Source organism: Longitalea arenae, from assembly GCF_016924755.1.
Lineage (GTDB): Bacteria > Bacteroidota > Bacteroidia > Chitinophagales > Chitinophagaceae > Niastella > Niastella arenae.
The window spans coordinates 49,365-64,512 of record NZ_JAFFJX010000002.1; the positions used below are offsets into that span (position 1 = coordinate 49,365).

Annotated in this window: 10 protein-coding genes; 2 read left to right on the top strand and 8 right to left on the bottom strand. The window is 46.4% G+C overall.

Annotated features, from left to right (window positions below):
- Positions 1-105: 105 nt before the first annotated feature.
- The 8 genes from JT717_RS05250 to nirB all read right to left on the bottom strand — a co-directional run bounded on the left by JT717_RS05250 (position 106) and on the right by nirB (position 13,252).
- Positions 106-3,627: a nitrate reductase gene (locus JT717_RS05250; RefSeq protein ID WP_205509153.1), complete on the bottom strand. Its 3,522-nt coding sequence runs from the start codon at positions 3,625-3,627 to the stop codon at positions 106-108.
- Positions 3,628-3,704: 77 nt separating this feature from the next.
- On the bottom strand, positions 3,705-5,012 hold the full coding sequence (locus JT717_RS05255) for a NarK family nitrate/nitrite MFS transporter (RefSeq protein ID WP_205509154.1): 1,308 nt from the start codon (positions 5,010-5,012) through the stop codon (positions 3,705-3,707).
- Positions 5,013-5,126: 114 nt separating this feature from the next.
- Complete coding sequence (locus tag JT717_RS05260) at positions 5,127-5,993, bottom strand: ABC transporter ATP-binding protein (RefSeq protein ID WP_205509155.1); 867 nt, start codon at positions 5,991-5,993, stop codon at positions 5,127-5,129.
- A 37-nt stretch (positions 5,994-6,030) separates the two neighbouring features.
- The gene (ntrB, locus tag JT717_RS05265) at positions 6,031-6,813 is read right to left on the bottom strand and encodes a nitrate ABC transporter permease (RefSeq protein WP_205509156.1); all 783 of its coding nucleotides are present in this window, start codon (positions 6,811-6,813) and stop codon (positions 6,031-6,033) included.
- A gap of 33 nt (positions 6,814-6,846) precedes the next feature.
- Positions 6,847-8,070: a CmpA/NrtA family ABC transporter substrate-binding protein gene (locus JT717_RS05270; RefSeq protein WP_205509157.1), complete on the bottom strand. Its 1,224-nt coding sequence runs from the start codon at positions 8,068-8,070 to the stop codon at positions 6,847-6,849.
- A gap of 24 nt (positions 8,071-8,094) precedes the next feature.
- A complete protein-coding gene (locus JT717_RS05275; RefSeq protein ID WP_240347850.1) occupies positions 8,095-9,636 on the bottom strand; it encodes an alginate export family protein in 1,542 nt (513 codons plus the stop codon).
- A 261-nt stretch (positions 9,637-9,897) separates the two neighbouring features.
- On the bottom strand, positions 9,898-10,254 hold the full coding sequence (gene nirD / locus JT717_RS05280; protein ID WP_205509159.1) for a nitrite reductase small subunit NirD: 357 nt from the start codon (positions 10,252-10,254) through the stop codon (positions 9,898-9,900).
- 496 nt (positions 10,255-10,750) lie between these two features.
- Positions 10,751-13,252: a nitrite reductase large subunit NirB gene (nirB, locus tag JT717_RS05285; RefSeq protein ID WP_205509160.1), complete on the bottom strand. Its 2,502-nt coding sequence runs from the start codon at positions 13,250-13,252 to the stop codon at positions 10,751-10,753.
- Positions 13,253-13,579: 327 nt separating this feature from the next.
- Here nirB and JT717_RS05290 point away from each other — a divergent pair, with 327 nt between their 5' ends.
- Positions 13,580-14,269 carry a Crp/Fnr family transcriptional regulator gene (locus tag JT717_RS05290; protein ID WP_205509161.1) on the top strand — a complete coding sequence of 230 codons (690 nt, stop codon included), beginning with the start codon at positions 13,580-13,582 and terminating at the stop codon, positions 14,267-14,269.
- A gap of 72 nt (positions 14,270-14,341) precedes the next feature.
- Entirely contained in the window at positions 14,342-15,082 is a 741-nt protein-coding gene (gene cobA, locus JT717_RS05295) for a uroporphyrinogen-III C-methyltransferase (protein WP_205509162.1), read from the top strand.
- The last annotated feature ends 66 nt before the right edge of the window (positions 15,083-15,148 follow it).

The following is a 15,148-nucleotide window of genomic DNA, read 5'->3' on the forward strand; positions in this document are numbered from 1 at the left end:
CAGTTGCCGAGCCTTACATGTCGATCACTCTACCTTCAGTCAGAGGCTCCAAATTTTCTGCCAGGTGACCGGGAACCGGCACCTGATAAATTCATGATTAACATTCTACTTAACGAGCACACTGCCAGTAGCATTTAGTAACGTTTCTTCTAATAACCGCTGCACTTCGGGGCGGCAGGATCCACAACCGGTTCCTGCTCCTGTTAACGAGCACAGCTGTTTAAAGTCGGTACAACCTTCATTGATCTTGTTCTTCAGGTTATCGCTGCCTACATTGTTACAGCTGCAGACCAGCTTGCCCAATACCGGCTCGGCTTTTTTACCGCTGCGCAATAATTGCAGGCGTTTTTCATTCAGCTCGATCTTATTAGCGATCAGTTCCCTGAATTCCTGGAACTCGCTTTTGTCGCCAATTAAAATGGCGCCTACCAGCCGGTCCTGGTGAATGATACATTTTTTATAATAGCGTTTTGCTTTATCCAGGAAGATGATCTCTTCATAATCCTGTTCATTCGGACATTCGGGAATTCCTATGCTGCAAAGATCAAAGCCGTGGATCTTGATGATGTTCATGAAGAGGCTGCCGCCATAGTAGCTTGCAATATCGCCCTGTAAATAGCGGGCAACCACATGCGCCTGCTGCTCTGCTGCAGCCGTTATGCCGTACAGCATGCCTTCAAATTCTGCTATTTCCCCAATGGCAAACACATTGGGGTCGCTGGTTTGCAGGCGTTCATTCACGATCACCCCGCGCTGGCAATGCAATCCGGTGTCTTTGGCCAGCTCAATATTGGGAATGGTGCCGATGGCAAATACCAATGCATTACAATCGATCACTTTTCCACTTTTCAGGCGGATGCCCGTGAGCTCACTGCGGCCATAGAACAATTGCACTTCATCATCATAATAAATATCGCAATGGTGGTCGGTCATTTCCTCATGCAGCAGCTGACTGCCCAGCGGATCGAGCTGGCGGTCGAGGAAGCGGGAAATACGTTGTACAATGGTCACCTTGATGTTCACCTCTCGTAAGGACGCGGCCAGTTCAAGCCCCAGCAATCCACCCCCTACAATAACGACATGGCCATCGGCCGGCACATGGTTCTTGAATTCATCGGCATCGGTACGGCTGCGCATGGTGAAAATGCCTTTCAGCGAAGGCACATTACGTGGCACTGCGGCGCGGCTGCCGGTAGCCATGATCAATACATCATAATAGGTAGTGCGGCCGGTAGAGTCAATCACACATTTATTTGTGCGGTCGATCTTTTCAATGCTTACGCCTTTATACAGTTTGATATTGTATCCGGGCTCTTCCGATTCTTTCATCTTGATCAGCTGGTCCCAGCTCTGGGTGCCGCTGATATAGTCGGGCAGCATGACCCGGTTATAAAAAGGGAAATTCTCTTTGCTGAAGATCACGATCTCGTCTTCGCGGTTCATTTCGCGGTACGATTTCACAAAGCCATATGCACCGGCGCCGGCGCCAATGATCACAATACGCTGCCGTGGCTTTTTATAAGGCGCTACCTGTACAGCACAAAATTTAAAATCGGGCTCTTTTGAGATAGGATCAATGAGCGGACTGGTAACATTATTCGCCCGGTTCAGGTCATTGTTCAGGATCTTACCCCAGTGCATGGGTAAAAACACAACGCCTTTTTTTATAGTGGGAGAAACAGTGGCTTTCACCCTTACTTCTCCCCGGCGTGAACTTACCACTGCAATATCGCCGTCCTTTAAATGCAGTCGGCGCGCATCTTCCGGATGGATTTCCAGGAAGGATTGCGAAATATGTTGCTTTAACTTATTCACCTTACCGGTTTTTGCCATCGTATGCCATTGGTCGCGGATCCGGCCGGTAGTCAGAATAAACGGAAAATCGCCGTCCGGTTTTTCACTGGTGATATCATCGGGCACCGCGTGCAGGATGGCTTTAGCAGAAGGTGTATAAAAAGTTTTGTCGGCAAACAAGCGTACAGTGCCCTGGCCTGTTTCCCCTTTGGGATAGGGCCATTGCACTGACCTCCTGTTTTTCAGAACACTATAGTTAAGTCCGCTAATATCGATATTGGTGCCTTCGGTCAGCTTCGCATGCTCATCATAGATGGCCGATGCATTCGCATAATCGAAACCATGATAGCCCATCTTTTGTGCAAAGCGACAGATGATCTCGGCATCCGGCAATGCTTCACCGGGTGCTTCTACGATCTTATTGAGGTAGGTAATACGCCGTTCAGAATTGGTCATGGTGCCCTCTTTCTCCGTCCAGGTAGCAGCGGGCAGAATGACATCAGCATATTTCAGGGTCTCGGGGCGGTTGCTTATATCCTGCACTACTACAAACTTTGCCTTTTTCAAACCATCTTCGGCCACCCTTACATTTGGTAAGCTGATCAGCGGGTTGGTACAAATGATCCAGATGGCTTTCAGGCGGCCATCATTCAGGGCATCGAACATTTCGGTAGCGGTTAAGCCCGCTTTTTCAGAAATATGCGTACCGCCCCAGAATTGTTGTACCTCTTCGCGGTGTTTAGGATTCGCCAGGTTACGGTGAGCAGGCAGGAGGTTCGACAGACCGCCTACTTCACGGCCACCCATGGCATTGGGCTGGCCCGTTAATGAGAAGGGACCGGAGCCGGGTCTCCCAATATGACCGGTGATGAGGTTCAGGTTGATCAGGCTGAGATTTTTATTTACGCCTACAGCGCTTTGATTCAGGCCCATCGTCCATAAGCTCATGAACCCTTTGGCATTGCCAATATGCTGGGCCGCCAGTTTTATTGAAACTTCATCAATGCCACAGATCTCGGCAGCTTCAGCCAGGGTTCTTTGAAAAACGATCTTTTTATATTGTTCAAATCCTTCGGTATGGTTCTTTATAAAATCAAGATCAACATCCCCGTTCTCGATCAACAGCCTGCCAATGGCGTGGTTCAGCGTGATATCGGTTCCGGGATTCAGTTGCAGGTGCACATCGGCCAGTGAACAGGTATCGGTCTTACGCGGGTCAACCACTATGATCTTTACATGCGGGTTAGCCGCTTTATGCGCTTCTATCCTGCGCCATAAAATGGGATGGCACCAGGCCGGATTGGCCCCGGTGATATAAAAACAATCAGCGGCTTCAATATCATCATAACAGCCAGGCACACTGTCTTCACCGAGGGCCATTTTATAACCAACCACTGCACTGCTCATGCAGAGGCGCGAATTGGTGTCGATATTATTACTGCCAATAAACCCTTTTATCAGTTTATTGATCACGTAATATTCTTCGGTAAGACATTGCCCCGATACATAAAAAGCAACCGAATCAGGACCATATTTATCAATAAAGGTTTTGAAAACGGCGGCGGTACGATCCAATGCATCGTCCCAGGACACACGTTGCAGGGGCATATTCCGGTTATAACGCATTTGTGGGTACAGCAAACGATCGCTTTTATCATTGATTGTATAATGCAAATTCATGCCTTTGCTGCACAACATGCCTTTATTCACCGGATGCTGTTTGTCGCCTTCAACCGAAATATTCCCTTTTTTATCCTTGTTTACTACCACGCCACATCCCACTCCGCAGTAGCAGCAGGTGGTGGTCACTGAATCGGGATGCTGATTATTCATGATTTTACTTTTGATATATCGCTGTTCTACTATCTAAGGTTACCGGTGCCACGGTTGTCCGGTGGCACGGTTCACTATTATGCTCTGGCAAGGGCCGCTTCATCTTTGATCGCAGTAGCACCTTCTGTTTTAGAAGAGCTGCGCAAATGCGTTAACAAAACCAGCAGGCCGGTTACGGCTACACCAATGCCTATATAGAAAAATGCCTGTGAATAGGTAATGTTCTTCGATTTGAACAGGAAGCCTACCAGCATGGCCCCGATATTTCCACCGGCGCCAACGATGCCGGCCACACTACCGATCGCATCTTTGTTTACAAAGGGAACAATGGAATAGGTTCCACCGTTTGCCATTTTAAGGAAGAGCGCAAAGATCAACATGGAAATAATGGCGAGGGTCAAGGTGCCTGCATTGGCGAAACAAATAATACCGATGCCTTCCAGTATTAAAAAGCCTGCCAGCAACAATCCTTTTCCGCGCAATCCATATACTTTACCTATTTTATCACTGATGATACCACCCAGGGCGCGGGCAAAGAGGTTCATGAAGCCAAAGATGCTGGCCAGGGCGCCGGCCATGATCAGGCTTGCCTTGAAATTATCGACAAAGTAAGTAGCCGCTACGTTGTCGACCGTGATCTCGATACCGAAGCAGGCCGCATAAGCAATGGCCAGGATCCAGGTCCTGTAATCTTTCAGGGCCACCATAAAACTGCCTTTCTTCTTTTCTTTCGACTGGCGTTTGATCTCATTATAATTACCGTTGGGTGTATCTTTTGTAAACCGGTAGTACACGAATGCCATGATCAGTAAAATGGCACCCGGAATGATCATCGCTATGCGCCAGGAGTTGGCATTGTCGATATACCCTGCTCCTACAAAAGCAGCGGCTATCAAAGGCATTACAATTTGAGTAACACCACCGCCCAGGTTGCCCCAACCGCCGGCCACTGCATTGGCAGTACCTACCACATTGGGCGCAAACATTACTGAGGTATGGAACTGGGTTATAACGAAAGAAGCGCCGATGATGCCAATGATCAGCCGGAACAACAGAAATGATTCGTAACTGTTGGCAAAACCTATACACATTACAGGAATTGCGCCTAAGACAAGCAAAATAGTGTATGATAAGCGGGGCCCCAGCGTATCGCACAAACGGCCAATGATCAACCGGGCAATAATGGTAGCAGATACCGATGCAATCGTGATATTACCTACCTGCTCTTTAGTTAAATGCAACTGCTCACGCACCAGGGGCATCAGCGGAGCTATGCCAAACCAACCAAAAAAGCAAAAGAAAAAGGTAAGCCAGGTAATGTGAAAGGTGCGCATCTGTATGCCCTTTCCCGAAAAAATGTTCAGCTTTGCTAGCGGTTGATTCATGTCCTAGAAAATTAATACTGTTATAAAATTTGTCTTCGTTGTTATAGTGGCCCGTTACAGCTTACAAATCCCAGGTTACAGGCTTTATCACTCCTGCCTGCAACCGGTCAATCATCAATCTTTAATGTCGTCAATTGAGAACTTATCAATAAGCAAACTCAATAATTTGTCATGAATGTTCATGTACACCGGGTCATGTACGATATCCCTCTTATTGCGGGGCCGGTCGAGCGGCACGGACACGATCTCTTTGATGGTTGCGGCCGGACCGTTATTCATCACCACTACCCGGTCGCTCAAAAAGATGGCTTCTTCCACATCATGGGTAACCATAACAATGGTTTTCTCGCGGTTGTCGAGGTTCCACAATTTCAGCAGCTCTACATGCATGTTGCTCTTCGTTAATGCGTCAAGTGCTCCGAAGGGTTCGTCGAGCAATAATATAGAGGGATTGATGGCGAACGCACGGGCTATAGCCACCCGTTGTTTCATGCCACCTGATAACTGACCTGGTAATTTGTCTTTGTGATCCCAGAGATGAACGCTTTTCAAATTGCGTTCTACCAGTTCCTTTTTTTCACCTTTTGAAAGATCTTTTAAAGCAGCGTCCACTGCTTCATAAATATTCCGGTATACCGTTAACCAGGGCAACAGCGAGTAATTCTGAAAAACAATGCCTCTGTCGGGTCCTGGTCCCATCACGGGTTTGCCATTGGCAGTCACATCTCCCGCTGTGGGTTTAACCATGCCACTGATGGTTCCCATAAGGGTTGATTTACCACAACCGGAATGACCGATCAGAGAGATGATCTCGCCTTTCTGCACCGAGAGTGAGATTTCCTTCACTGCGGTATAGCTTCCTTTGGCAGTTTTAAAACTTACTGTAACATTTTTGATATCAATAGCTGTTGACGGTGTTAATACCGGCTGCAGTATAGAATCGGCTATATTTTGTGTTGTTGTAATTGCTGATGAGCGCATTGTTCGATCGGTTTACATGCATTAAAAAATAAAATCACTACACCGCATAGGTGAACCGCTTTTGCAAGCTGGTAAATAACCGGTCAAGTAATAATCCAACTGCACCGATGATCAATATAGCCACCAGTATTTTGCCTACACTGCCACCGTTAAATCCTTCTTCCCAGACAAAATATCCGAGACCAATCCCGCCTGATAACATTTCGCCGGCCACGATCACCATCCAGGCCACACCAATCGATAAGCGTAACCCTGTGAAAATGTGCGGCAGGCTATAGGGCAACATGATCCTTATTATGTATTTCCAAACCGAAAAACCAAATGCTTTACCTACATTCTTATGATCCTGGGGAATGTTCGAAACACCAAACGAAGTGTTGATAAGCGTTGGCCAGAGCGAACAAATGAAGATCATGAAGATACTTGCCTTGGGTGAATCCTGGAAAATGGCCAGCCCCAGCGGAAACCAGGCCAATGGCGAAACAGGCCTTAAGATCTGCATAATGGGATTGATGATGTTCATCATAATGCGGCTGCTTCCCAGCAAAAACCCTAACGGAATGGCCACTAAACTGCCCAATCCAAAACCAATTCCTACGCGGGCAAGCGAGCTCAATAATTTTATACCGATACCTTTATAATCGGGTTCGTTTTGGAACGGATCTTTCATTACCTCTTTGAAGGTATCCCAGGTTGCCAGCGGGGAAGGGATCTCTCCTTTAGTGATCCGCGAAACCATATCCCACATACCCAGTAACAACAACATGCCTGCCACGAAATACATTACCGACCATCCGAGTTTTATAACTTTTGCCTTCATTGTTTTTCTTTTTTTGAATGGCTAATAATGGGTTTACTTTGGCGAAGCAGCGATATATGCTTTCGGATTATTGGGATCAAATGTGGCAGCTTCGATATTCAGCTTAAAGGGCTTCATATCGTCGGCAGGAACCGCAATGTTCATGCTTTTGGCCACTTCTGCATACACATCATCCATGATCAGTTTATCTGCTATCTCTTTGAAATTGGCCGGCATTGCGCTTATGTAACCAAACCGAACATATTGCGACAAAAACCAGATGCCATGCGCTTTTCGCGGAGCATTTACAAATCCATTGTTGTGGAACAGCATATAATCATCCTTATACTTCTGCACACCGAGATCGCAGCCCAGGTCAGTGCTTCCCATGAGGCGTGCTTCCAGTACAGATACCGGCGCATTTACATAATTGGGACGCGATAATATGGCAGCGGCTTTTTTTCGGTTACCCATGTTATCGAGCCACCTGCAGGCTTCGAGCACCGCTTTCATTACATTTTTCAGCGCTTCGCGGTCACCATCGGCAAATGCCTTATTCACTACGAGGGCTTTTTCAGGATGGTTCTTCCAGATATCCTGTGTAGCAATATGGGTAAAACCGATATTTTGTGAGGCTGCCACGCCATTCCAGGGCTCGCCCACGCAATACCCTTCCATGTTATCGACCCGCATATTGGCCACCATTTGCGGAGGCGGAATGGTAATGATGCCAATTGATTTTGCATTTATGCCACAGGCCGCCAGCCAGGTGCGTAACCAAATATCGTGTGTGCCCCCGGGGAAGGTGTGGGCAAACGTCACTTCTTTCCTGGATTGTACAGACTTTAATGCCGCTGCTACTTTTTTAAGTTCTTTAAAGCCAACCAAGCCGCAGAAATCCTTGGAAAGTGTAATGGCCTGGCCATTGTTATTCAACAGCATGGCGATGCGCATTTCAGAACCGGCTTTACCGCCAATGCCCTGGTACACCGAGAATGGCATCGAAAACAAACAATGTGCACCATCCAGTTCACCATTCAATACTTTGTCGCGTACATTCGCCCATGATGCTTCTTTAGTAACCTGTACATCGAGCCCATACTTTTGAAAGAACCCCATTTCCTTGGCGATCACCAGCGGTGCGCAATCGGTTAAAGGAATAAACCCCAGCTTTATCACTTTTGCCGGCCGGTTTGCGGTGCGATGCACAAACGAGGTTGAAATCACAAAAACAACCAGCGTGGCAATTAATATTTTTGTTATTTTATACATTTTCATTGCAGTTTGATTTTAAGGCCATGATTATTGTTTAATTGCCACTGGTTTGGTGTAGAAGAAATCGGGGCGGATATTGATCATCAGATATGCCCAATTGGCATTGTGCCTGGCCTGATCCATGGTTCCGCGTTTAATGTACTCGGTACTGTTGTTCGCTTTCATAAAGGAGTAACCGAGCTCCAGTGTCGTGAATTTGTTGAGTGAATAATTGGCGATAAGATCAAACTCGTATCCTAAGTTTTTGTCGATATTTATTTTATCGGGATCGGCGGCATTGGGTACATTCTCTGCCAGCCGGAAATTATGCGCATCGAGGCTTACAAAAAAGAGGTTGGCCTGATACTTTACCTTAAAGTAAGCATCCTGCAAACCACCTACCGGCGAGCCGGTGCCTACGTAGTAGTAGTCCATATACCCCCAATGTTTATGCGGTGTTCCGTACAGCGGATCAAAGCGGCGCGATTCGTTAGCGGGTGTGCTGGCATCGTTACCTGATAAATAATCGAAGCCGGGACCAAAGCTGAATCTGCCTTTTTGCAGCGTAAGCATTGCCGTATAATGCGCAGCGCTAAGGTCTTTTCCATCGCGGTCTTTTCCGCTTTGAAAATAAGCGCCTGCCTGCCAGGCTTTCTTCAGGCCCGATGCATTGCCAATGGTACCATTGATCATTAACCCATAGGTAAGCCGGCTGTTTACGCCCTTCACATCATATCTTCTGCCATATACATATCCACCTGAAGCGCTGCCTGCAGAATCGAGGCGGTATTTGGAGAAATCATCTTTAAAGAACAATCCTGCAAATTTCGTTTGGCCGAATTTGCGGCTCACGTACAGCATTTGCATGGATTTGTATTGCTGGTTCATGCCATTGGTGCTCACTGCATTGGCCAACACCGGCGCACCAGCTTTGCTGCTGGCTGCGCTTACCGAACCATTGGGCGCCAAAGGCATCAATCCTGCAGGCGTAGCTACCAGTACGCCACTTGAATTGGTAACATAAGCGGGCACATTACCGGCAGTATAACTTGTTCCGGTATAACCGAAGGCATCGGTGTTCTGATTAAAGCCGGCGCCCAGGTCAAGCTGCCAGCCATGGTGTAAAGCTTTTACGAGAACCGCATCGTGGCGGCGGGCCTGTTGCAACCAATCGAGGTCGCCCAGCAAGCGCACATCATCATATATTAAAGCCTGGCGGCCTATTTTAAAAGAAAGATTGTCGATACCCTTTGTTTTAATGGTGGTATCAGCCACATTCATGAGGGTAACTTCTGCCCAGGCTTCATGAACCATCAGTTTGTTTCCATCGGCGTTATTGATAGTGGAAGCATCCTGCCCCCAAACGCGCACGTCCTGAACGGCGAAGTTGAAGTTTACGCGGTCCCATTTGTAGCCGAAGATCAAACGGGCGCGTTGTGAGGTGAAAAAAGCAGGGTCAGTTCCTTTGGCATTGAGTGTACCGAGTCCATCACGTACCTCGGTACGCGTTCTCAGTTGTCCCGCCAATGAAAATTGTGCAACACTGGTGATCGGATCTCCTAAAAAACACACAATTCCGGTTACTGCCATGAAAATTAATTTTTTCCTCATAATTTTGTTTTGGTTGTTTAAGACGATGATTCATTTGTCGTGATTTGCTTCCCCCCGGTCAGACTGCCATCTGCCGGGGTTTTTTATTCGGTTTTGGCGTTTTTTGTTCTTACCATGCAGTGAATTTTAATAAGCAATTTGGTTTGGGATATGGCAGGCAATCGTTCAAACGCATAAGCAGGCAACCGATAGAATCATCTCTTACAACCGGCCCGGCTTTCCTGCCGGGCGTCATCATTACTACTCGTTATGTTCTATACCTATATATACCAGGTCATTTTCAATTTTTACAGGATATGTTTTTATGTCGCCGCAATCATCTCCACTTAAACATTTCCCGGAACTCAGTGAAAATGTCTTTTTGTGAAACGGACATGCCACCTTGGGCTCATCATTTTGTGTTCCGATCATGCCGCGGCTTAAGGCCATTTGCTGGCGGTGCGGACACATATTCTGCGTTGCATACCACTCACCACGGCGGCTGAAATTGAACAAAGCAATTTGTTCATCCTGGTATTTTACACATACACCTCCGTTTTGGGGCACGTCTGTTGTTCGGCAGGCTAAAAACCAGGTAAGTACTTTTTCTTGTATCATAAACGTGTGATTGTGTTTACAAAAAATTCCCTGTTCAGCTTTCACTGATCATATTTTTCTTATGGCGTTAAATGGGGAAAAATTCAACTGGCAATGGGCAACGGGCAGTTAGCAACCGGCAATTAGCAATTCGTGCATTTTCGAACTCGTCAACAGGTTCAAACTACCCGAACTTTTTTGTCCATTGCTTATTGTCCTTTGCCTATTGTCCTATAGCAGGCAAACAATCGTTAGAATATGCAGCAAACACCAGCCAATAGGCGGTCAGCCACATAGTAATTGTGTGTGTGAGTGTTTTAGTATATCAGAAACGTTATCAGAAGAATTGGCAATGATCTTTCGATCCGGTGCACGTTGCCAACTGTATGTGTTGCTTATTATCTCTTGCCTTTTTGTCAATGGCCTTTTATTACCCAACCTCATTCCGCCTTTAGGGCTAATACGAATACCTGTATTTTCATTATCACATTATCAACTTATCACATTATCACATTGCTTATTTCCATTCCTTCGCTCTTTTCTGTTCGCGCATGGGCTCAAACTGTATCGAAGGATCTTTTGCTTCCGGTGCATTTACGAAATGGGTGAAACGTTTGCGGATCTCAGGATTTTCTACCGCTTCTTTCCATTCGCATTTATAATTATCTACCAGCGTTTGCATTTCTGCTTCCAGTTGTTCCGCAATGCCCAGGCTGTCGTTCACCACAACATTGCGCAGATAATCGATGCCACCTTCCATTTTATTCAACCAGGTAGCTGTACGGGTCAAGGGATCGGCCGTTTTGATATAGAACATCAAAAAGCGATCGATATATTTAATACAGGTTTCAGAATCAAGGTCGGTAGCTAATAACAATGCATGCTGGGGTTTTGAACCGCCGTTGCCGCACACATAGAGGTTCCATCCTTTTTCTGTAGCAATGATGCCGAAATCTTTGCTTTGCGCTTCGGCACATTCGCGGATACATCCTGATACAGCCGACTTCAATTTATGCGGTGCACGCAGGCCGCGGTATCTTTCTTCGATCTGAATGGCGAAGCTAACGCTGTCGTGCAGGCCAAAGCGGCACCAGGTACTGCCCACGCAGCTTTTTACCGTGCGCAGCGCTTTGCCATAAGCGTGGCCGCTTTCGAAACCGGCCGCGATCAGCTCAGACCAAATGGCTGGAAGATCGTTCACATGGGCGCCGAAAAGATCTATGCGCTGACCACCGGTGATCTTTGTATATAGATTGTATTTCTTGGCTACTTCACCTATTACGATCAGTTTATCGGGCGTGATCTCACCGCCGGGGATGCGGGGTACTACTGAATACGTACCGCCTTTTTGAATGTTTGCCAAAAAGCGGTCATTGCTATCCTGGGCAGTATCGTTTCCTTTTGCAAGGATCATGTCATTCCACAAGCTGGCTAATATCGAGGCTACTGGCGGTTTACATAATTCGCAACCATCGCCGGTACCCAGTTTATCCAACACTTCGTCGAAGGTCATCAGCTTATGCACTTTAACCAGGTCGTACAATTCCTGACGGCTGTAATTAAAGTGTTCGCAGATAACATTCCGTATATATTTTCCCTGCGATTTAAGCGCATGAGTGATCAGGTCTTTTACCATGGGAACGCAGCCACCGCAGCCAGTACCCGCTTTTGTGCATTTTTTAATGGCATCCATGGTTTCATTGCCATCGCATACTGCGCTGCAAATATCTCCTTTGGAGACGCTTTCGCAACTGCAGATCAGGGCATCATCAGGCAGGCTTCCTACACCGGCGCCGCCTTCATTACCAGATCCGCCGCGGGCGCCGAGGATCACATCTTCAGGATTCGGCGGCAATACCACTTTGTTCTTGGTTGTTTGCAGCAACATATTATATGCGTCTGCATCGCCTATCAGAATGCCACCTAATAAATATTTTCCGTCGGGAGAAACATTGATGCGTTTGTATACGCCCTTCATGGAATCTTCCAGCACAATGGTCTTTCCTTCTGCAGCAGCTACAAACGGATCGCCAAAGCTGGCTACATCAACACCGATCAGCTTCAGCTTGGTGCTCATATCAAAACCGGTGAACAGTTTGTCGCCGCCTGTTAAGTTAGCAGCTACCACTTCGGCCATTTCATAACCTGGAGCTACCAGGCCATAGATCATACCATTATGTAAAGCACATTCGCCGATGGCGAAGATGAAGGGATCGGCTGTTCCTAATTTATCATTCACTACAATACCACCGCGGTGACCAGTTTCCAGTCCGGCCAGTTTGGCCAGCTCATCGCGGGGTTTTATACCGGCAGAAATGACCAGCATATCTACATCCAGCCTGGTATCGTCGGTGAACTGCATGCCGGTAATGAACTGGTCGCCGAGTATTTCCGAAGTATTCTTGCTGGTATGAATAGAAAGGCCCAGTGATTCGAGTTTTGTTTTTAAGATATTGGAGCCGGCCTCATCGATCTGGCGGGGCATAAGGCGCGGTGCAAATTCAATTACATGGGTATTGGTAACGCCCAGGTCGAGCATGGCTTTAGCAGCTTCCAAACCCAGCAGACCGCCGCCGATCACTGCCCCGGTCTTTGCTTTTTTAGCATAAGCGGTCATTAGTTCCAGGTCTTCGATGGTGCGGTAAATAAATACACCTTCTTTTTCAACCCCGGGAATGGGCGGAACAAAAGCTGCAGAACCGGTAGCCAGGATCAGATAATCGTATGATTCAGTAATACCGTGGTGAGAACGCACGGTTTTATTATCGCGGTCGATATAAGAGATGGGATCTCCCAGGTAAAGCCTGATATTTCTCTCGGCATACCAGTCGAGACCAGCCATGGTAAGATCGTCGGCTGTTTTTCCGGCAAAATATTCGCTCAAATGCACGCGATCATAAGCCGGGCGGGTTTCTTCGCCAAAAACAACAATTTCAAACTGCCCGGGTTGGGCTTTGGCTGTCAGTTTTTCACAAAACTTGTAACCAACCATTCCATTGCCAATAACAACTATTTTCATAATCTGCGTATTTAAGGTCATTTAATTTTCCGCAGCAATCGTTAAACATTAAATAAAATCACATGTAATACTAAAATGGCAATTCGCTAAAAAATTAACCGTTGTTTTGTGATCTGTGTAATAAAAATAAGGCGTTTTTGTTATTATTTTTACTGTGAATTAGAATATCATTAATATATTTATTTTGCCAATGTGTAATTAATTGAAATTTTCCAGGAACTTTGAGGGCAGAAACTGCAACTCCCGGTTCTTTTTGCCGCTAATGCGGTTTTGCGGCAGAATTTGGGTAGAAACTTATATTAAATTATTTTACATATAAACTTTCCTGTGAAAAGAAATAAACATGGTTGTGATCTGAAAAGCTGTTTTCTGTGCCGGCTCTGCTCAAAGGACTGGTTGCCGGCCATTGATGTGCATCGTCAAAGCTTTCATGTGAACAAAGGCGAAATACTGTTCACTGAAGGAAGCGAGGTTACCGGGATATACTTTATATATAAAGGCACTTTCAAAGTGCATAAAAAATGGACCGACGACAAAGAGATGATCGTTCGACTGGCCAAGAACGGCGCCATCCTGGGGCATCGCGGTTTGGGTAATGATATATACTATCCGGTGTCGGCAACAGCCCTGGAGCCTTCAGAAGTTTGCTTTATTGATCTCGGCTTCTTTCAATCGACCCTTAAGGTGAATTATCAATTCCTCTACGAGCTGATGATGTTCTTTGCCGGCGAATTGAAGGAATCAGAAAAAAAGATGCGCAACCTGGCCCATATGCCGGTCAAAGGCAGAATAGCCCAGGCCCTGCTTTCGATGTCAGCAAAATTCGGAACAACTGCAGAAGGGTTTATTGATATCACGCTGAGCCGGCAAGACCTGGCATCCTATACAGGTACTACTTATGAAACGGTATTCAGAATAATGAATGAACTGGTTTTGGAAGGCAGCATTGCTTTATCGGGTAAAAACATTTCGATCTTAAATGCCGATAAGCTGCATGAACATGCCGGTTCATCATAAACGGTTTCCGTTCTGCACCAACCTTTGTTCGATGGAAACAAGATATTGTTTTAATTAAAATAATTTTTAGTAGTGGCAGCTTCAAACCAACCCGAACTGATTGTAGCAGGCGCAGGCGCCGGTGATCCCGAACTCATAACATTAAAAGCATACCGCCTTTTGCAGGAAGTGCCGGTCGTATTATATGATAACCTCGTGAACAAAACGTTGTTGGATCATACCAAACCTGATTGTGAGAACATCTATGTGGGTAAACTGCCCTACGGTGAATACACGCCACAGGAGCAGATCAATGAACTGATCAAAGAAAAAGCTTTTTCAAAAGGGAAGGTCTTACGCCTGAAAGGGGGTGATCCTTTTATTTTCGGAAGAGGGTTCGAAGAGATCCTGTTTGCCCGTGAACACGGTATTAAAACAACGTTTATCCCCGGTATTACCAGTATGCAGGCCAGTGGTTTGTATGATATTCCCTTAACATTCCGCAATATCAGTGAAAGCATCTGGGTGGTTACCGGCACTAAAAAAGACGGCTCTTTATCTGCCGATCTGCAGCTGGCCATTCAAAGCAAAGCAACCGTGGTGATCTATATGGGCATGAAGAAACTTCCGGAAATTGCTGCAACATACATCAGCAAAGGGTATGGCGATATGCCGGCTGCTATCATTCATTATGCGTCTTTGCCCTATCACAAAATGGCTAAAGGAAAGATCAAAGACCTGCCACAACTGGCAGCAGCCCAGCATATAACGCATCCGGCATTGATCATCATTGGTCCTGTAACCGACACCGCTTTATTATCAGGCGGCCAATGACCGGCTACACTTGGTCAATATATACTAACGAAAATCATAAAACGTTATATATTATAATAAATACTG

What these genes read in the sequence shown, in the direction of transcription:
- JT717_RS05250 (WP_205509153.1), bottom strand. Translation starts at nt 3,627, where the DNA reads ATGAATAATCAGCATCCCGATTCAGTGACCACCACCTGCTGCTACTGC.
- JT717_RS05260 (WP_205509155.1), bottom strand. Translation starts at nt 5,993, where the DNA reads ATGCGCTCATCAGCAATTACAACAACACAAAATATAGCCGATTCTATA.
- JT717_RS05270 (WP_205509157.1), bottom strand. Translation starts at nt 8,070, where the DNA reads ATGAAAATGTATAAAATAACAAAAATATTAATTGCCACGCTGGTTGTT.
- nirB (WP_205509160.1), bottom strand. Translation starts at nt 13,252, where the DNA reads ATGAAAATAGTTGTTATTGGCAATGGAATGGTTGGTTACAAGTTTTGT.
- ntrB (WP_205509156.1), bottom strand. Translation starts at nt 6,813, where the DNA reads ATGAAGGCAAAAGTTATAAAACTCGGATGGTCGGTAATGTATTTCGTG.
- JT717_RS05255 (WP_205509154.1), bottom strand. Translation starts at nt 5,012, where the DNA reads ATGAATCAACCGCTAGCAAAGCTGAACATTTTTTCGGGAAAGGGCATA.
- JT717_RS05275 (WP_240347850.1), bottom strand. Translation starts at nt 9,636, where the DNA reads ATGGCAGTAACCGGAATTGTGTGTTTTTTAGGAGATCCGATCACCAGT.
- nirD (WP_205509159.1), bottom strand. Translation starts at nt 10,254, where the DNA reads ATGATACAAGAAAAAGTACTTACCTGGTTTTTAGCCTGCCGAACAACA.